The 17640-nt window shown below is 65.7% G+C and carries 15 protein-coding genes and 2 tRNA genes; 7 read left to right on the top strand and 10 right to left on the bottom strand.

Annotated features, from left to right (window positions below; all coding sequences use genetic code 11):
- Both rlmD and LRG07_RS03520 read left to right on the top strand, forming a co-directional pair.
- The gene (rlmD, locus tag LRG07_RS03525) at positions 1-1305 is read left to right on the top strand and encodes a 23S rRNA (uracil(1939)-C(5))-methyltransferase RlmD (RefSeq protein WP_201167250.1); all 1305 of its coding nucleotides are present in this window, start codon (positions 1-3) and stop codon (positions 1303-1305) included.
- A gap of 17 nt (positions 1306-1322) precedes the next feature.
- Positions 1323-1964, top strand: coding sequence for an NUDIX domain-containing protein (locus tag LRG07_RS03520; RefSeq protein ID WP_201167246.1), 642 nt, complete (start codon positions 1323-1325; stop codon positions 1962-1964).
- A gap of 82 nt (positions 1965-2046) precedes the next feature.
- Here LRG07_RS03520 and purB read toward each other — a convergent pair whose 3' ends face one another.
- On the bottom strand, positions 2047-3414 hold the full coding sequence (purB, locus tag LRG07_RS03515) for an adenylosuccinate lyase (protein WP_201242528.1): 1368 nt from the start codon (positions 3412-3414) through the stop codon (positions 2047-2049).
- 107 nt (positions 3415-3521) lie between these two features.
- Here purB and LRG07_RS03510 point away from each other — a divergent pair, with 107 nt between their 5' ends.
- Positions 3522-4919, top strand: a complete 1398-nt coding sequence (locus LRG07_RS03510) for an aspartate ammonia-lyase (RefSeq protein ID WP_201167244.1) — start codon at positions 3522-3524, stop codon at positions 4917-4919.
- Positions 4920-4953: 34 nt separating this feature from the next.
- Here the strand turns inward: LRG07_RS03510 and LRG07_RS03505 are convergent, their stop codons facing one another.
- Positions 4954-5754: a dihydrofolate reductase family protein gene (locus LRG07_RS03505; RefSeq protein WP_238634805.1), complete on the bottom strand. Its 801-nt coding sequence runs from the start codon at positions 5752-5754 to the stop codon at positions 4954-4956.
- Positions 5755-5885: 131 nt separating this feature from the next.
- Here LRG07_RS03505 and LRG07_RS03500 point away from each other — a divergent pair, with 131 nt between their 5' ends.
- From LRG07_RS03500 to pgsA, 3 genes are all read left to right on the top strand, one after another.
- Positions 5886-6536, top strand: a complete 651-nt coding sequence (locus tag LRG07_RS03500; protein WP_238634806.1) for a response regulator — start codon at positions 5886-5888, stop codon at positions 6534-6536.
- A 221-nt stretch (positions 6537-6757) separates the two neighbouring features.
- Complete coding sequence (uvrC, locus tag LRG07_RS03495) at positions 6758-8599, top strand: excinuclease ABC subunit UvrC (RefSeq protein WP_201167239.1); 1842 nt, start codon at positions 6758-6760, stop codon at positions 8597-8599.
- A 9-nt stretch (positions 8600-8608) separates the two neighbouring features.
- Positions 8609-9160, top strand: a complete 552-nt coding sequence (gene pgsA, locus LRG07_RS03490) for a CDP-diacylglycerol--glycerol-3-phosphate 3-phosphatidyltransferase (RefSeq protein WP_201167237.1) — start codon at positions 8609-8611, stop codon at positions 9158-9160.
- 174 nt (positions 9161-9334) lie between these two features.
- Here pgsA and LRG07_RS03485 read toward each other — a convergent pair.
- From LRG07_RS03485 to LRG07_RS03455, 7 genes are all read right to left on the bottom strand, one after another.
- Positions 9335-9419: transfer RNA gene (locus tag LRG07_RS03485), tRNA-Leu, on the bottom strand.
- A gap of 61 nt (positions 9420-9480) precedes the next feature.
- Positions 9481-9554, bottom strand: a tRNA-Cys gene (locus LRG07_RS03480).
- A gap of 44 nt (positions 9555-9598) precedes the next feature.
- Entirely contained in the window at positions 9599-10759 is a 1161-nt protein-coding gene (locus LRG07_RS03475) for a LytR C-terminal domain-containing protein (protein ID WP_238641811.1), read from the bottom strand.
- A gap of 19 nt (positions 10760-10778) precedes the next feature.
- Positions 10779-12173, bottom strand: coding sequence for an oxygen-independent coproporphyrinogen III oxidase (hemN, locus tag LRG07_RS03470; protein WP_238641810.1), 1395 nt, complete (start codon positions 12171-12173; stop codon positions 10779-10781).
- 63 nt (positions 12174-12236) lie between these two features.
- Positions 12237-13454, bottom strand: a complete 1218-nt coding sequence (fabB, locus tag LRG07_RS03465; protein WP_201167231.1) for a beta-ketoacyl-ACP synthase I — start codon at positions 13452-13454, stop codon at positions 12237-12239.
- Positions 13455-13492: 38 nt separating this feature from the next.
- Positions 13493-14017 (bottom strand): bifunctional 3-hydroxydecanoyl-ACP dehydratase/trans-2-decenoyl-ACP isomerase, encoded by a 525-nt coding sequence (gene fabA / locus LRG07_RS03460; protein ID WP_201167229.1) that lies wholly within the window; start codon positions 14015-14017, stop codon positions 13493-13495.
- 175 nt (positions 14018-14192) lie between these two features.
- Positions 14193-14666 (bottom strand): DUF4168 domain-containing protein, encoded by a 474-nt coding sequence (locus LRG07_RS03455; protein WP_238636408.1) that lies wholly within the window; start codon positions 14664-14666, stop codon positions 14193-14195.
- A gap of 221 nt (positions 14667-14887) precedes the next feature.
- Between LRG07_RS03455 and LRG07_RS03450 the strand changes: the two genes are divergently transcribed.
- The gene (locus LRG07_RS03450; RefSeq protein WP_201167225.1) at positions 14888-16441 is read left to right on the top strand and encodes a peptide chain release factor 3; all 1554 of its coding nucleotides are present in this window, start codon (positions 14888-14890) and stop codon (positions 16439-16441) included.
- On the opposite strand, the gene LRG07_RS03445 is transcribed toward LRG07_RS03450, so the two are convergent.
- On the bottom strand, positions 16438-17637 hold the full coding sequence (locus LRG07_RS03445) for a TraB/GumN family protein (RefSeq protein ID WP_201242522.1): 1200 nt from the start codon (positions 17635-17637) through the stop codon (positions 16438-16440). The genes LRG07_RS03450 and LRG07_RS03445 overlap by 4 nt on opposite strands.
- Between the last annotated feature and the right edge of the window lie 3 nt (positions 17638-17640).

Here is a 17640-nt window from a genome sequence, read left to right as displayed (position 1 = left end):
ATGTCCCGCGAGCCGGTGGAGGCCCGTATCGAGGGCATGGCCCACGAGGGGCGCGGGATCACCCACGATGCCCAGGGGCGGCCGGTTTTCGTCGATTTCGCCCTGCCGGGCGAGCGGGTTCGCTACCGGTATACCAAGCTGCGCCGTCAACGGGCCGAGGCGACGGCGATCGAGATTCTCGAGCCGGCGGCCGAGCGGATCGCACCGCATTGTGACCATTTCGGCACCTGCGGCGGGTGCGCGCTGCAGCATCTTCCCCCGGAGGCGCAGATCGCCCACAAGGAACGGGTCCTGCTCGAGCAGCTACAGCGCATCGGTGGTGTCGAACCGGAGCAGCGTCTGGCACCGCTGACCGGGCCGGTCTGGGGGTACCGGCGCAAGGCGAGGCTAGCCGTCAAGCACGTGCCTAAGAAGGGTGGGGTGCTAGTCGGCTTCCGCGAGAAGCACAGCCCGCTCGTGGCGCCGGTGGACAGTTGTCCGGTGCTCGACCCGCGGGTGGGTGAGCGCATGCAGGACCTGGCCAGTCTGGTCGGCTCCCTGTCGATCCCGGACCGCATTCCCCAGATCGAGGTAGCCTGCGGGGACGCGCGCGCGGCGCTGGTGCTGCGCCACCTGGCGCCGCTCACAGACAGCGATCTGGATCGGCTGAGTGAGTTTGCCGCAGCCACCGGCTTGGCCATCCTCCGTCAGCCGGGGGACGAATCCACGGTGACGCCGGTGGCGCCGCAGTCGGCGCTGGACCTAAGCTACGCCCTGCCGCCCTACGATGTCGAAGTGGCGTTCTTACCCACGGACTTCACGCAGGTCAATGCCCCCATCAACGTGGCCATGGTCGAGCAGGCTCTGGAATGGCTGCAGCCGCGGCCGGGCAGACGCATCCTCGACCTGTTCTGCGGGGTGGGCAACTTCACGCTGCCGTTGGCGCGAGAAGGGGCCGCGGTGACCGGCATCGAGGGCGAGGCGGGACTGGTCCGCCGCGCCGAGGAGAATGCGGCCACCAACGGCCTGGACGCCTCCTTCGCCGTGGCCGATCTCGCCAGCGAGGAGGGCACCCGACAGGCGGCGGGACACTATGACGCCGTCCTGCTGGACCCGCCACGCTCTGGTGCCCAGGAGGTTCTTCCCGCGGTGGCCGGCACAGGCGCTAGCCGGGTGGTCTATTGCTCCTGTGGCCCCGCAACGTTGGCCCGCGATGCCGGGATCCTTGTCGCCGAGCACGGCTTCCGGCTGAAGGCGGCGGGTATTATGGACATGTTCCCGCACACCGCCCATGTCGAGAGCTTCGCGGTTTTCGACCGTGACTGAATCGAGGGAGTAAAGGAATGGCCCACCGTTTCGAGATCCTCGGTCGTGACCCCTGCCATGAGGGGTTCCTCCGTTTGGACCGGATCCGTCTGCGTCACGCCAGGTTTGAGGGCGGCATGACGCCCGAGTTGACGCGGGAGTGTCTGGTCCGCGGCTTGGCCGTTGGCGTCCTGCCTTATGATCCCGAGCGCGACGAGGTCATCCTGGTCGAGCAGTTCCGGGTCGGGGCCATCGACGACAATCGCGGCGCCTGGATCACCGAGACCATCGCCGGCATCGCGGAACCTGGGGAGGATCCGCGCACAGTGGCCATCCGCGAGGCGCGGGAAGAGGCCAACGTGGTCATTGAGGACCTGCGCCCGATTGCGGACTACCTGCCCAGCCCCGGCGGCAGCACGGAGCGGGTCGTGCTTTACTGTGCCCGCTGCGATACCAGTGAAGCCGGCGGTGTCCACGGGCTCGACGAGGAGCACGAGGATATCTGGACCCATGTGCTCCCGGCCGACGAGGCCATCGGACAGGTGGCAGAGGGCCATTATCGGGCCGCCATGCCGGTGATTGCGCTACAGTGGCTGGCTCTCAACCGCCGTCGTCTGCGCGAGGAGTGGACCGAGGGGGCCTGGTCGGACCATCTCTGGTCCGCTGAGGATCCCGACTAGCGCCCGGAGCAGCAACGTCACCGGGCCCACCCGGGGCCGGGCCGCAAGGGCCCGGCGCACCCGGCGCAGAGGCGGCGAGCGGCTACACTGCGCGGGCCTGGGCCGCGGCATTGCCCAGGTAGGTTCGCGGGGTTAGCCCGCGCAGCTGATCCTTGGCTTCCTCCGGTAGGTCGAGCCCCTCGATGAATGTGCGGACCGCGTGCTCATCGATCCGGCGACCACGCGTGAGTTTCTTGAGCTGCTCATACGGTTCCTCGGCCCCGTAGCGGCGCATCACCGTCTGGATCGCCTCGGCCAATACCTCCCAGGCAGCCTCTAGGTCGTCGTCGAGGCGGTGGGGGTTGGCCTCCAGCTTGCCGATACCTTTCTCAAGGGACTTCAGGGCAATGAGTGTGTGGGCGATGCCCAGGCTCACCGTGCGCAGGGCCGTGGAGTCACTCAGATCCCGCTGCCAACGGGATACGGGCAGTTTGCGAGCCAGGTGCTCAAGCAGCGCTGACGAGACCCCCAGGTTCCCTTCGGCATTCTCGAAATCGATCGGATTGACCTTGTGGGGCATGGTCGAGGAGCCGACCTCGCCGGCAACGACCCGCTGTCCGAAGTAGCCGAGCGAGATATACCCCCACACGTCGCGGCTGAGATCCAGCAATACGGTATTGACCCGGCTGATGGCATCGAACAACTCGGCGATCCAGTCGTGGGGCTCGATCTGCGTGGTATAAGGGTTCCACCCCAGCCCCAGACCCTCGACGTAGCGCTGCCCCAGGGCAGGCCAGTCCACCTCCGGGTACGCGATCAGGTGGGCGTTGAAGTTGCCCACGGCGCCGTTGATCTTGCCCAGCGGCTGGACATCCGCCAAGCGCTGCCGCTGCTCGCGCAGCCGATGCACCACGTTGGCGATCTCCTTGCCCAGCGTTGTGGGCGAGGCCGTCTGACCGTGCGTGCGCGAGAGCATGGGCTGCTCAGCCTGGGCATGGGCGAGCTCGCGCAGCTGCTCGATGGTGGCGTCCAGCGCCGGCAGCAGGACCTCGTCGCGGGCACCACGGAGCATGCACGCCCAGGCCAAGTTGTTGATGTCCTCGGAGGTGCAGGCGAAGTGCACAAACTCGGCGCGCTGCGCGAGCTCTTCGTGCGCGGTGAGCCGCTCCTTGAGATAGTACTCGACGGCCTTGACGTCGTGGTTGGTGGTCGCCTCGATCGCCTTGATTCGCCGCGCCTGCTCGGTGTCGAAACCGGCCAGCAGCTCCTCCAGGAAGGTGGTGGCATCGGCCGACAGCGGCGGGACTTCGGCGATTCCCGGCTCGTTAGCCAGGGCCTGCAGCCAGCGGACCTCGACCACCACTCGGTGACGAATCAAGCCGTACTCGCTGAGCAACGGCCGCAGGCTGTCGGTCTTGTCGGCGTAGCGCCCATCGATCGGCGCGAGTGCGGTCAGGGTATCCAGCTCCACGGGTAAGGGTCTCCGCTGCCAATTCCGGCCGCGTATTCTACAATGCCTGTTCGCCTTTTTGTGGGCCTGATCGCCCCTCGCTATTGAGCAGGAGAGAGAGCCAATCTATGACTCAAGACGGTTACCGGATCGAACGCGACAGCATGGGTGAACTCCAGGTCCCGTCGGACGCCCTGTACGGCGCGCAGACGCAGCGTGCGGTGCAGAACTTCCCGATCAGCGGGCAGCCCATGCCGCGGCCCTTCATCCAGGCGCTGGGGCTGATCAAGGCGGCCTGCGCGCGAGCCAACCGCGACCTCTCCGGCCTCGATCCGACCGTCGCCGAAGCCATTGCGGAGGCGGCCGAGGCCGTCGCAAGGGGCGAGTACGACGACCATTTCCCCATCGACGTCTTCCAGACCGGCTCGGGCACCTCGAGCAACATGAACGCCAACGAGGTCATCGCCCGGCTGGCCAGTGACCGGGCGGGCTGCCCCGTCCACCCCAACGATCACGTCAACATGGGGCAGAGTTCCAACGACGTCATCCCGACGGCAATCCACGTCAGCGCCGCCCTCGAGGTTCACGATCGGCTGCTGCCGGCACTGCGCCGACTGGCGGACACCATCGAGCAGCGCGCCACCGAGTTTGAGGATGTCACCACCACCGGTCGGACTCACCTGATGGATGCCATGCCGGTGACCCTGGGGCAGGAGCTCTCGGGCTGGGCCGCGCAGATCCGCAACGGGGTCAGCCGCATCGAGGCTGGCCTGCCGAGGCTGCACGCCCTGGCCCAGGGGGGCACCGCCGTGGGCACCGGCATCAACGCCCCGGCAGAGCTGGGTGAGCAGGTCTGTCGGCGGCTTGCCGAAGCCAGCGGCGTACCCTTCGCCCCGGCGCCGAACCGCTTCGAGGCCCTGTCGAGCCAGGATGCCGCGGTGGAGCTATCCGGACAATTGCGCACCGTGGCGGTCTCTTTGATGAAGATCGCCAATGACCTGCGCTGGATGAACAGCGGCCCGTTGGCGGGGCTGGGCGAAATCAGCCTCCCGGCCCTGCAGCCCGGATCGAGCATCATGCCCGGCAAGGTCAATCCGGTCATCCCGGAGTCGGTGGCTATGGTCGCGGCACAGGTCATGGGTAACGACACCACCGTCTCGGTGGCGGGCCAGTCCGGGAACTTCCAGCTTAATGTCATGCTGCCCGTGATCGGCTACAACGTGCTGCAGAGCATCGATCTTCTCGCCAACGCGTCGACGGTCCTCGGGCAGGACGCCATTGCCGGGTTTACCGTTAACGAGGACAACCTGCGCGCCGCTCTGGACCGCAACCCGATTCTTGTGACGGCCCTGAACGCCGTGATCGGTTACGAGAAGGGCGCCGAGATCGCCAAGCAGGCGTATCGGGAGGGGCGGCCGGTGATCGAGGTGGCCCGCGAGATGACCGACCTCTCGGAGGCAGAGTTGCAGCGCCTGCTGGACCCTCGGGAGCTGGCACGCGGCGGCATCCCGGGCCAGGGACAGTAACCGCCCGGCCGGGATGCCCGGCGCCTGGATCGGTCTACCCCCGGACCCGGTCCAGGCGCATCAGTTGCTGTTCCTCGCCCGGGGCGGTACCGGGGTCGAGGTAGATCCAGCGCAACAGGAAGTCGGCCGGGCGCTCAAGGCCTGCACCTTCGATGATGGTCTCGAACGCACCTGGCTTGCCGCCGATGATCCGGTGGCGGACGGTTTTGAAGAGTGTATCGAGGCTCCCGTCCGAGACCAGAGTATGTGCTACTTGAGGACCGGCGACCGAATACACCCGGGCATACCCAAGTGCGCCGAGCGTCTCGCGCACCTGCTGACCCGTCACTCGCCCGCCGGGGAACCGGGCCGCCACCTCGGCTCCCACCTCACGATGACACTGCAGCCGTTCCGCTGCTGTATCTTCCGGGACGAACAGCCAGATCCGTCGCCCCTGCTCGCGCAGCAGGGACGGGATCCGAAAATCCGCTGAACCGGAAACAACCGCCACATCCGGTTGCAGCTGCATCCCGTGATCCCGCCGCCACTGCTGCAGGTCGTTGAATGCCGGGCCCACCGGAAGGATATCCTGGGCAAAGCCCCCCTCGAGTTCCCGCAGGTAACGCCCGCTGGTGATCAGGCAGTCCGCTCGCGCGGCGAGCTCCTGGAAGAGTCGCCAGTCACGGGCATTAGCCACCGTATCTGGCACGCGGCAACCGGGGCCGACATCAAGGCTGATGCGCCCGTCCAGGCTGGTGACAAAGTTGGCGTAGACCCATGGCGTATTGCCGCTCCCCTCCGGGAGAGGGGTGTCGAGGTAGAGGCCTTCGAGGTCGACGGAACCTGTTGATTCCAAAGGATACAATCGCTGAAGCCGGGGATGTAGGGTAGGGTCCATGCAGGTGACGGCCTGATCAGTTTGGGTTGCCCGAATGTAACACGCTCTACAGAATAGCCGAGTATCCCGAGCGGTTTCGAGGTGGGTGGATGATTCGCATTGTTCTGGCAGACGATCACCGCCTGGTCCGGCAGGCCATCGAGGGAATGCTCCGGGATATCCCGGACCTCCAGATCGTTGAGCAGGTACAGAACGGCGAGCAGGCCCTGTCTGCAGTGCGCGAGCATGAGCCCGATGTGGTTCTCATGGATCTTCAGATGCCAGGCATGGGGGGGATCGAGGCCACACGGCGCTTGTCCCGTAGCCACCCGAAGGTCGGCGTGATCGCGGTCACCATTTATGACTCGGGGCCCTATCCGGCCCACGCGCTGCGGGCGGGCGCCAGGGGATATGTGCACAAGGGGGCGGACCGGGAAGAGTTGATCGAGGCTATCCGCTCGGTCTACCTCGGACGCCGTTATATCTGTTCGGAGGTCGCCCGGCACGTGGCCCTGGTCAGCCTGGACGGCACCGGCGAGAGCCCGTTCGATGGTCTGACTTCCCGCGAGTTCGAGGTGCTGATGCGCATCCTCAACGGACAGCGGGGGACCAGCATCGCCAAGGAGCTGTGCCTGAGCCCCAAGACCGTGAGCACCTACCGCGGTCGTCTCTACGAACGGCTGGGCGTGCGTAACGATGCCCAGTTGACGCGGGTTGCCCTCGACTACGGTCTGCTTGAATCCAAGCCCCCCGAGTCCTGAGCGTTTCCTCGCCTGCGGGTGGCGGTCGGGGGTGTCACGGGCCGCGGCTGTTGCCCGCGCGCCTGGTGCCGGCGCGGCCGCCATGACTCCGACTGTGTTCCGCTCCGGTGGACAGTGGCTGAAGGAGCGGGTACAACACCCGGACTCTCCAGAACCGGGTTTCCGGGGGGCGACGGCAGGCGGTCAGACCGGCTCAACAGCAGGGCAGGGCATGGAACGGGATGAGCAAGGGTTCGGCAGAGCAGATCTCCGGGCGTGAGGCGTTGCGCGAGCGGGTCCGCAGCCTGCCGGAGCGGCCGGGCGTTTACCGCATGCTCAGCGCCGAAGGCACCATCATTTACGTCGGTAAGGCCCGCAATCTGCGTCGGCGCGTCTCCAGCTACTTTACGCCGTCCCGCAAGACGCCCAAGACGGAGCGGCTCGTCCAGCTCATTGCCGATATCCAGATCACGGTGACGCACACCGAGGCCGAGGCGCTGATCCTGGAGAACAACCTGATCAAAGAGCACCGGCCGCGCTATAACGTCCTGCTGCGGGACGACAAGTCGTACCCGTATATCTACCTCTCCAGTCATCAACAGTTTCCGCGGCTAGGCTACCACCGGGGCGGCCGGAAGGGGGCGGGCCGATTCTTCGGGCCTTACCCGAACTCCACGGCCGTGCGCGAGACGCTCGGTCATCTGCAGAAGGTCTTCCCCATACGGCAGTGCCGGGACACGTTCTTCCGGAACCGCTCGCGCCCCTGCCTGCAATACCAGATCCGACGCTGCACGGCGCCCTGTGTCGGGTACATCAGCGAGGAAGACTATCGCCGCGAGGTGCGGGACGTGGAGCTCTTCCTGGAAGGGCGCTCCGGCGAGGTCATTGCCGAGCTGGTCGAGCGCATGGAGGAGGCCGCGGAGAACCTGGCGTTCGAGCAGGCGGCGCGCCTGCGTGACCGCATTGCCAATCTCCGGCACATCCAGCAGCGGCAGTACGTCGCGCAGGACCGGGACGACGACATGGATGTGGTTGCCTGCGTGGCAGAGGGGGATACGGCCTGCGTTCAGGTTTTTTTCATTCGCGGCGGCAACAGCCTGGGCAACCAGTCGTACTTCCCCAACGTGCCGGGAGGCAGTCGCGAGACCGATATCCTGGCAAGCTTTCTGGCTCAGCACTACATCGGCCGTGCCGCCCCCCCAGAGGTCGTGATCAATCGCCCGGTCCGCGAGCAACGCCTGCTCGAAGAGACCCTGCGCACCCCCTCTGGCGGCGCGGTGGCGATCCGCCATCGTGTGCGCGGCGACCGTCGCCGCTGGGTCGAGATGGCCGAGGAGAATGCCCGCTACGCCCTGTCGGCACGCAGTGCCTCCACGTCCAGCCAACGCAAGCGCTACAGCGCGCTTGCCGAGATCATCGACAGCGACATGCCGCCGGAGCGGATCGAGTGCTTCGACATCTCCCACACCGGCGGCGAGGCAACCGTGGCCTCCTGCGTGGTCTTCAATCAGGAGGGGCCGGTCAAGAGCGACTATCGTCGCTTCAACATCCGCGATGTAACGGCCGGCGACGACTATGCGGCCATGCACCAGGCGCTGACGCGGCGCTACCGGCGCGTGCAGAGCGGCGAGGCACCGCTGCCCGACCTCTTGCTAATCGATGGAGGAAAGGGGCAAGTTGCACAGGCACGGGAAGTCCTCGACCAACTGGGTATCGACGGCGTCGCCCTGATGGGGATCGCCAAGGGGCCGGAGCGTCGCCCCGGTGAGGAGACCCTGCTGCTCGATGACGGGGAGCGGGAACTCGAGTTGCCGGCGGATTCGCCGGCGCTTCACCTGTTGCAGCAAGTGCGTGACGAAGCCCACCGCTTTGCGGTCAGTGGTCATCGCCAGCGCCGCGGCAAGGCACGACGGGAGTCGATCCTGGAAGAGATCCCAGGACTGGGGCCGAAACGCCGCCAGAGCCTGCTGAAACACTTCGGGGGGATGCAGGGAATCCGTCAGGCGGGCGTCGAGGACCTGGCCTGCGTGCCCGGCATCAACCGCTCGCTCGCTCAACGGATCTACGACACGTTCCACGGCTAGGACACCATCATGACGCTGACTCTGCCCACCGCGCTCACACTGTTCCGCATCGTGCTGATCCCGGTCTTCGGGCTCTGCTTCCTCCTGCCTCCGCCGTGGACCAACCTGCTCACCGTGGCCGTGTTCGCCTTAGCGGCGATCACCGACTGGCTTGATGGGTACCTGGCCCGCCGACTCAACCAGTCGTCGGATTTTGGCGCGTTCCTGGACCCGGTGGCGGACAAGCTTATGGTGGCCGTAGCGCTGGTTGCCCTCGTGGCGGTCTACCCCGGACTCTGGATGGCGATCCCGGCGGCGGTGATCATTGGTCGCGAAATCGCGGTCTCGGCATTGCGCGAGTGGATGGCGGAGATCGGCAAGCGGGCTAGTGTAGCGGTGAACCAGATGGGCAAGCTGAAGACGGCCGCGCAGATGGCGGCCATCCTCATGCTGCTCTATCGCGAACCCATCCTTGGGATACCGATTCCCGAGATCGGATTCATTCTGGTCTGGATGGCGGCACTTCTGACCCTCTACTCCGCCTACGTCTACATGCGAGCGGCGATGGAGGTCCTAGACTGACACGTGGATGGGACGGGCAGGGCGCGGGCGACTAGGCCGCCTTCGGCCGCCGGCACCCCGCCGCCGGTTTGAGCCGGCCCTTCGAGGGGGCATCGTTTGGTGCCGACAGCCATCGAGTTGCGGGATCGGGGTAGAGGCCGCGTAGGCCGCGTAGGCGCGGCAAGGCGCCCGGCATGGTGCCCAGGGCCGGACTCGAACCGGCACGGCATAAGCCTGGCGATTTTAAGTCGCCTGCGTCTACCAGTTCCGCCACCTGGGCAGGCGGGGGATCGACTTCGCCATGACATTTGGAGGGGACGATAGCCGATGGGGAAAGGTGGTGGAGGCTAGGGCGGGAATCGAACCCACGTACACGGCTTTGCAGGCCGCTGCATCACCACTCTGCCACCTAGCCAGCGCGTCGCATGATAGCGATACAGTGCTCCGAGGGCAAGGGGGCTACTCCAGGTCGAAGCCGACGAGCACGGCGATTTCCGCCTGATCAGGCAGATCTTCCCGCTGCTCGATCAGCTGATTGCCCGGGAGGGCGCGGGCGATCTCCCGCGCCCGTTCGGCATGCCCCGGCCGATAGAGGATCTTTGTGCGGTCCCGGCGGGCCACGTCCTCCTCCTCACGGGCTTCCGCAACCGATAGCTCAAGGGTCTCCAGGGTATCGACGACCAGGGCTGTCAGTTCCGGTATACCGGAGTGGTTCAGCACGACAACGCCTCCGGTCGCCTCGGGTTCGGGAACCTCGGGACGCGTCAGCAGCCGGCGCTCAATATCCCCCACCCGCCGATCCAGGCGCTCGATCGCTGTCTCGTTGGCGGCAATACGCTCGCGGAGGCTATCCAGATCGCGATCCGGCGGGCGATGCCGGTACGTCCACGTAGCGAAGATCGCCCGCTCGGGCTCAGCGTTGCGCTGCACGGTATCGAACTGAGCCAGGAACTGGAGCTCGGAGTTGCCCGTGATGCGAAACCGAATGCCCGGACGGAAGGACAGGCTCTGCTGATCCCGAGTCGTCGATCCCAGCCCCTGGGTGCCGCGGATCCCGAGATAGGGCTCGGCATCGATGTCGGTATCCAGACCCACACCGGCCTCGGCGGTTAGCCGATTCGCCAGCCGATAGTCGAGGTCGCCGCTGCCGGGATCTTGGCGGTGGTCGTGGCGCGCGAGAGCGCCGCGGAGGTAGAAGGCTCCGGGGACCAGCCAGTCCTCGCCCCGGAAATCGGCACTGACCCCGTAGTTGTGCGATCCGCTCCCAACTCGCTCCCCGGAGTCTGCCGGGTCGAAGGTGGTGTAGCCCCGCAGCACCGCCCGGCGACGCCCGTCGTCGTGGATCCGGAAGGAGAAGTCGGTACGGAACGAGCTGCGCAGAGCGTACTCGTCCTCTTCAAGGTCGTGCCGGTAGGGAACCGTGATCGCGACGTCGAAAGGCCCCGGAAGACCGGCGCGCAGCGTGGGCAGGATATCCATGGTCGTGCCCTGGCCCGCGCCGAAATAGCTGAATCCCAGGGTCCCGCGTGCATCGACTTGCCCGGGGTCCAGAACTTGCGTATCGGGGAGCGTCGGCCCGGCCACGGCGCTTGCCGCCGTGGCCAGGGCCGATGCGGCCACGCCCCCTCGCCAGAGCCTCCTACAGCACGCGGCTATAGCGCTTGCCCTCATTGGCTTCGCGCTCCAGGTAGGCATCGAAGGCCATGGCGACGTGGCGGAGCATTAACCGCCCTCTCGGAAGTACCTGAAGGTGGCGGTCGTCCATCTCCATCAGCCCGTCTTCAACCAGCGGCTGCAGCCGTTCCAGGGCATCGGCGAAGTACTCGTTGAAGTTGATGCCGTGCCGCGCCTCAATGTCCGCGTAATCGAGACGGGAGTGGCACATGACCTCGATGATCACCTCCCGGCGTAGCAGATCATCCTCGTTCAGCTCGTAGCCGCGGAAGACCGCCAGGTCGCCGTTGGCGATGCGCTGCTGGTACTCCTCGGGATCCCGCAGGTTCTGGCTGTAGGTGTTGCCGATCTTGCCGATGGAAGTGGACCCCAGGGCGATCAGGTCGCACTCGGCACGTGTGGAGTACCCCTGGAAGTTACGGTGCAGGGTGCCTTTCTTCTGCGCCACGGCCAGTTCGTCATCGGGTAGGGCGAAGTGATCCATGCCGATAAAGACGTAACCGGCCTCGGTGAGTTTCTCGATGGTGCGCCCAAAGATGGTCAGCTTGTCCTCGGGACCGGGCAGCTCGTCCTCGTTGATCTGCCGCTGGATCTTGAACAGGTGCGGCAGGTGGGCGTAGTTGTAGATCGCCAAGCGCTCAGGGCGCAGTTCAATGACCTCGTCCAGGGTCTCCTCGAAGGATTCCACCGTTTGCTTGGGGAGGCCGTAGATGAGATCGACGTTGGTCGAGCGGAACCCGTGTCGCCGGCCTTCCTCGATGATCGAACGGCAGAGTTCGGCACTCTGTACGCGGTTGACCGCTGCCTGCACGTCCTCGTTGAAGTCCTGTACGCCTACGCTCATGCGGTTGAAACCGAGCTCGGCGAGGCGACCGATATCCTCGAGCTGCACGTCGCGCGGGTCGATCTCGATGGAGAACTCCCGGTGATCGGTGTCGTCGAGGGTGAACTGCTCGCGCAGCTTCTCGACCAGGCGGCCCAGATCGTCGACCGAGAGGTAGTTGGGGGTGCCGCCTCCCAGGTGCAGTTGCTCAACGCGTCGGTGGTCTCCGAAAAGTTGTGCCTGGAGCTCGATCTCCCTGAACACGTGCTCCAGGTACTCCTGGGCACGGCCGTAATTCGCCGTCACGATCTTGTTGCACGCGCAATAGAAGCAAACATTGCGGCAGAACGGCACGTGCACATAGACCGACAGGGGGTTGGGGTGATCCGCCTCGTTGGTGGCCCGGGCTGCCGCGGCGTAAGCCTGGGCGTCAAACCCTTCATGGAATTGGGGCGCCGTCGGGTACGACGTATAGCGCGGTCCGCTTACATCGTAGCGGCGCAGCAAATCGCGATCGAAGTCAAGCCGTTGTTCCATAAGAGACCTTTACGCCCTAATCGCTTGGAGGCCAGCGGCGCCGGGGTGCCGGCACCGCCCCGTTCAGCCGTCGAAACGGCGTAGTGCCAGCGTTGCGTTCGTACCACCGAAGCCAAAGCTGTTGGTGAGCACGGTAGTCAGCTTAACCCCCTCGCGCGTCTCGGTGACGATGGGCACGTCACCTGCCTCGGGGTCGAGCTGCTCGATGTTGATCGAGGGCGAGATAAACCCTTGCTCCATCATCAGGAGCGAGTAGATGACTTCCTGGACCCCGGTGGCGCCCAAGGAGTGGCCGGTCAGCGACTTAGTCGACGACATCGGCGGCATGCTGTCCCCGAAGACCTCCCGCGTGGCCTCGAGCTCGGTGATATCGCCGGCCGGGGTGCTGGTGCCGTGGGTATTGATGTAGTCGACCGGCCCTTCGACGTCTTCGAGGGCCTGGCGCATGCAGCGCGCCGCCCCCTCTCCGGACGGGGCGACCATGTCGTAACCATCGGAGGTCGCTCCGAAGCCAACCAACTCGGCGAGGATCGGAGCGCCACGCGCCTGGGCATGCTCAAGCGACTCGACCACGACCATACCGCCCCCGCCGGCAATCACGAAGCCGTCGCGGCTGGCATCGTAAGGGCGGGATGCCTGCTCGGGGGTGTCGTTGTACTTGGTCGACAACGCGCCCATGCCGTCGAATAACTGGGTCAGCGACCAGTGCTCCTCTTCACCGCCCCCGGCGAAGATCAGGTCCTGTTTGCCCAACTGAATCTGCTCCATGGCCGCCCCGATGCAGTGAGCACTGGTCGCACAGGCAGAAGTGATGGAGTAATTGAGGCCCTTGATCCGGAACGGTGTCGCCAGGCAGGCCGAGACGGTGCTCCCCATGGTGCGCGTGACGCCGTAAGGGCCGATCTTCCGGACCCCACGGCTGCGCAAGGTCTCGGTGGCGCTGACGATATTCGCTGTCGACGCGCCGCCTGAACCGGCGATCAGGCCAACACGCGGGCTCGAGATGGAATCGTAGTCCAGGGCCGCATCGGCGATCGCCTGGTCCATGGCGATGTAGCTGTAGGCGGCGGCATCGCCCATGAAACGCAGGGATTTGCGGGGGATGTGATCTTGGAGATCGATGTCGCAGCTGCCGGCGACGAGGCTGCGCAGGCCGACCTCCTCGTATTCGGGCTGGTAACGAATCCCGGACCTGCCGGCCCGCAAAGACGCCGTGACTTCATCGCGGCTGTTGCCGATGCACGACACGATGCCCAGACCGGTAATTACCACTCGACGCACGATATTCCTCCTGTCACTCCTGGCGTCCGCGCCTGATCCTATGCCCCGTTCAGCTCGCCGGTGTTCTGGAAGAGCCCGACTTTCAGATCAGTAGCTTCGTAGATCGTCTCGCCGTCGACAGACACGCTGCCATCGGCGATCCCCATGACCAGCCGGCGGTTGATCACGCGCTTCAGCGCCACATTGTACGTAACCAGCCGATTGTCCGGGAGTATCTGTCCGGTAAATTTCACCTCGCCGCAACCCAGCGCGCGACCGGCCCCGTTGCCTCCGATCCAGCCGAGGTAGAAGCCGACCATCTGCCAGAGTGCATCGAGACCCAGACAGCCGGGCATCACCGGATCGCCCGGGAAGTGGCAGCGGAAAAACCAGAGTTCCGGATGGATGTCCAGCTCAGCGACCACCTCACCCTTGCCGTACGTCCCGCCGTCATCATTGATCCGGGTGATGCGGTCGAACATGAGCATGTTCGGGCTCGGGAGCTGGGGGTTCCCCGGGCCGAAGAGCCGGCCATGACCGCTGAGCAGGAGTTCGTCTCGGTTGTAGCTGTGTTGCTTGACCATGCGACCTTCTTGGAGAGTTCAGCGTCGAAAGAGAGGGCGGTTTTGCGCCGGTGCGGCCGCTATCGTACACACTCCCGTCTGAACTAGCCACGCACCCGCTGCCGCACTCGGGCAAAAAAAACCCGGCCCTGCGTGGGGGCCGGGGTGGTTCGGCGCGCGGCTAGGGGCCGAGCGTTCAGCCGCCTTCGCGCTCATGGATCTTGGACGAGACCTCGTCGCGCAGTTCCGGATCCATGTCCATGGCATTGGCGATCTCAGAGTACTCGGGAACGCTCAGGCCGTTGTCCTCGATCGCCGCCACCATCTCATCGTTGGCCTGCTCCTGCAGCTCACGAGCGTCCTCGGCGCCATCGGTACCTTCGATCTCGGAGGTGTACTGCTCTTGGATGTCGATGATGTCCAGATAAGCGTCAACAAAGCGCTCGATCTGGTCGCTGCTGAAGGTGGCCTGGTCAGGCTCCGGCTGGGCCATGCCCGGGTCCTGCTGCTGCATGCCGGGGTCCTGTTGCCCCATCCCCGGATCCTGCTGCTGCATACCGGGATCCTGCTGCCCCATGCCCGGATCCTGCTGGGCCTGGGCGCTCACGCTGAACACCAGCGCCAGGGCAGCTGCCGTGGCAGGGAGCTTGATCCACTGTTGGTTCTTCATGCTGAGGACTCCTCTTGCACCATTACCGAATGTACATGCCGCCGCGACACAGCCGGTCTGCCGTCCGGTCCCGGCGCGCTGCCTGATGCGACATCACCAGGCCCGCTCAGGTTCCCGCCCGGGCCATCGGTGCCAGCCTCAGGAGACGACGCAACGGCCGGGCTTCGGGTAGAATCGTACGGTTTCATGATGCGCGGATTCACCCCCGTTCAGGAGACCCGATGCAAGACGTGGCCACCGAGGCAGCGAAGCGACGCACCTTCGCCATCATCTCGCACCCCGACGCCGGCAAGACCACACTGACCGAGAAATTGCTCTATTACGGGGGCGCCATCCAGATGGCGGGCTCCGTGAAGGGCCGCAAATCCAAGCTTCACGCGACCTCCGACTGGATGGCGATGGAGCAGGAGCGGGGGATATCCGTAACCTCCTCGGTCATGCAGTTCCCCTATCGCGAGCGCATTCTGAACCTGCTCGACACACCGGGGCACGGAGACTTCTCCGAAGACACCTATCGCACCCTGACCGCGGTCGACTCGGCCCTGATGGTCATCGATATCGCCAAGGGCGTCGAGGAGCGCACCGTGCAGCTGATGGACGTCTGCCGGATGCGGGATACGCCCATTACGACGTTCATCAACAAGCTCGACCGCGAAGGCCGTGACCCGGTCGAGGTTCTCGACGAGGTGGAGTCGGTCCTGCGCATCCGCTGCGCGCCGGTGACCTGGCCGCTGGGGATGGGCCGGGGCTTTCGCGGTGTCTACCACCTCAACCTGGACCAGGTGCGACTGTTCGCCGATGGCGAGGTCATCCAGGGGCTGGACAACCCGCGCCTTGACGAGCTCTTCCCGGGAGAGGTGGACGAGTGGCGCGAGCAGATCGAGCTGGTCCGCGAGGCCAGCGATTCCTTCGATCCTGAGGCTTACCTCGCCGGGCGCCTGACGCCGGTCTATTTCGGTTCGGCGGTTAACGACTTCGGCATCCGCGAGCTGCTGGACGACTTTGTTGAGCATGCCCCGGCGCCGCGCAGCCGCGATGCCGGCCGCGAGGTCCACGCCGACGAGGGGCGTTTCACCGGATTCGTCTTCAAGATCCAGGCGAATATGGACCCGCAGCACCGTGATCGCATTGCATTCCTGCGCGTCTGTTCAGGTCGTTTCGAGCCCGGCATGAAGCTCTACCAGGTACGCACCGGCAAGAGCATGAAGATCCCCCGCGCCACCACCTTCATGGCCAGTGACCGCTCCCATGCCGAGACGGCGGCTCCCGGGGATATCATCGGTATCCACAACCACGGCACCATCATCATCGGCGATGCCTTCACCGAGGGCGAGCCGCTGCATTTTACGGGGATCCCCGACTTTGCACCGGAGCTCTTCCGTCGCGTCGTTCTTCGGGATCCGATGCGAATGAAGGCCTTACAAAAAGGACTTGAACAACTGTGTGAAGAGGGGGCAACCCAGCTATTCCGCCCGCTACTCGGCAGTGACTGGATCGTCGGTGCTGTCGGCACCCTGCAGTTCGACGTGGCTGCGTACCGCCTGCGCAAGGAGTATGGCGTCGAGTGCACCTTCGAGGGCGTCCAGGTCTACACCGCACGCTGGGTGACCGGCGACGATCCCAAGATGCTCGAACGCTTCCGGGAGCGCAACGAGTCCGCGCTGGCCTGGGACGGCACCGGGGCGCTGGCGTATCTCGCCCCGACCCGGGCCAACCTCGAGCTGACCCAGGAGCGCTGGCCGGACCTGGGCTTCCACGCAACGCGGGACCGCTAGGCGGCGATCAGCCGCTCGATGATGCGTGCACCGGCCAGATAGGTGCCGATGGCCGAGCCCAGTGAGGCAAAGAAGAATACAAGCAGGGTGCGGGCCACCCGGTTGGTCCACCACCCGCGCCAGTGGGCCACATGTTGACGCAAGGCGCGGAAATCGCCGACCCGAGGCCGCCGCACGGTCAGCTCGATGGCGGCAGCCACGAAGCCGGCGCCGATGGTCGGATTGAGCGAGGTCAGGGGGGCGGCCAGGAAGGCGCCAGCCACGGTCACCGGGTGGCCGTAGGCGAGGGCTGCTCCCAGTGCCGAGAAGCCGCCATTGATCAGCACCCAGGTCGCAACCAGAGTCCAGCCCAGCTCCGGGCTGCGGCTAAATCCGATGACGAAGCCGGAGATGATCACGATGGCCACCAAGTAGGCCAAGTAGCGTGGCCAGCGTGCCGGCGGCGGCATCCGATCCAGCGCCTCGCGCTCGACCCCCGGATCCTCCCAGGCCTGCCCCAGGTACCGCGCCACCCCCTCGAGGTGTCCGGCGCCGAGCACGACGAGGACACGCTTGTAGCGCCCAGCCGCGGACTCCAGCAACCGCGCGGCCATATAGCGATCCCGCTCATCGATCAGTGGCTGGTACAGGGCCCGGCTGCTCTGGGCCAACTCGCGGAATGTCGACTCCAGCAGGTCCCCCTGCTTGAGCCGCTCCACTTCCTCGCTACTGATTCGCTGGGAGGAGGCGAGGCTGCCGATCAGGCCGCCGATCAGGCCAAAGCGTTGCCACCAGGGCACGTTGCGATAGAGCCGCCGCATGGTAACGCCGACCTCCCGGTCCACCAGCACCAGATCGGCGCCCTGGCGTTCGGCCCCAGCGGCGGCTGCCTTCATCTCTGCCCCGGGGTCCACGCCGAGCTGCTCGGCCAGGCGCTGTTGATACGCCCCCAGGGCCAGACTGGCCATGACCAGCCCACCACGCCCCTCACGGAGTGTCTGGAAAAGATCCATCCGCTCCAGGTGGTCGGGCTCGCGGAAGGCGCGCAGGCGGCTCTCGCAGAGCTCGATGGCCACCGCGTCGTAGGCGCCGCCGGCCACTTCACGCTCGACCTCTTCGGTACTGGCCCGGGAGATGTGCGCCGTGCCCAGGAGTACGAACTCGGTGCCGTTAACGTTGATGTGCTTGCGCGGACCGCAGGGGGTGGTTTCTGGCATGAT

The sequence above is a fragment of the Halorhodospira sp. 9622 genome (assembly GCF_022228025.1).
GTDB classification, from domain to species: Bacteria; Pseudomonadota; Gammaproteobacteria; order Nitrococcales; family Halorhodospiraceae; genus Halorhodospira; species Halorhodospira halophila_A.
This window is presented reverse-complemented; position numbering and strand designations above follow the sequence as displayed.

Excerpts from the sequence above, each read along its gene's own strand:
- rlmD (WP_201167250.1), top strand. The coding sequence starts at position 1 with ATGTCCCGCGAGCCGGTGGAGGCCCGTATCGAGGGCATGGCCCACGAG.
- LRG07_RS03520 (WP_201167246.1), top strand. The coding sequence starts at position 1,323 with ATGGCCCACCGTTTCGAGATCCTCGGTCGTGACCCCTGCCATGAGGGG.
- LRG07_RS03510 (WP_201167244.1), top strand. The coding sequence starts at position 3,522 with ATGACTCAAGACGGTTACCGGATCGAACGCGACAGCATGGGTGAACTC.
- LRG07_RS03500 (WP_238634806.1), top strand. The coding sequence starts at position 5,886 with ATGATTCGCATTGTTCTGGCAGACGATCACCGCCTGGTCCGGCAGGCC.
- uvrC (WP_201167239.1), top strand. The coding sequence starts at position 6,758 with ATGAGCAAGGGTTCGGCAGAGCAGATCTCCGGGCGTGAGGCGTTGCGC.
- pgsA (WP_201167237.1), top strand. The coding sequence starts at position 8,609 with ATGACGCTGACTCTGCCCACCGCGCTCACACTGTTCCGCATCGTGCTG.
- hemN (WP_238641810.1), bottom strand. The coding sequence starts at position 12,173 with ATGGAACAACGGCTTGACTTCGATCGCGATTTGCTGCGCCGCTACGAT.
- fabA (WP_201167229.1), bottom strand. The coding sequence starts at position 14,017 with ATGGTCAAGCAACACAGCTACAACCGAGACGAACTCCTGCTCAGCGGT.
- LRG07_RS03455 (WP_238636408.1), bottom strand. The coding sequence starts at position 14,666 with ATGAAGAACCAACAGTGGATCAAGCTCCCTGCCACGGCAGCTGCCCTG.
- LRG07_RS03450 (WP_201167225.1), top strand. The coding sequence starts at position 14,888 with ATGCAAGACGTGGCCACCGAGGCAGCGAAGCGACGCACCTTCGCCATC.
- LRG07_RS03445 (WP_201242522.1), bottom strand. The coding sequence starts at position 17,637 with ATGCCAGAAACCACCCCCTGCGGTCCGCGCAAGCACATCAACGTTAAC.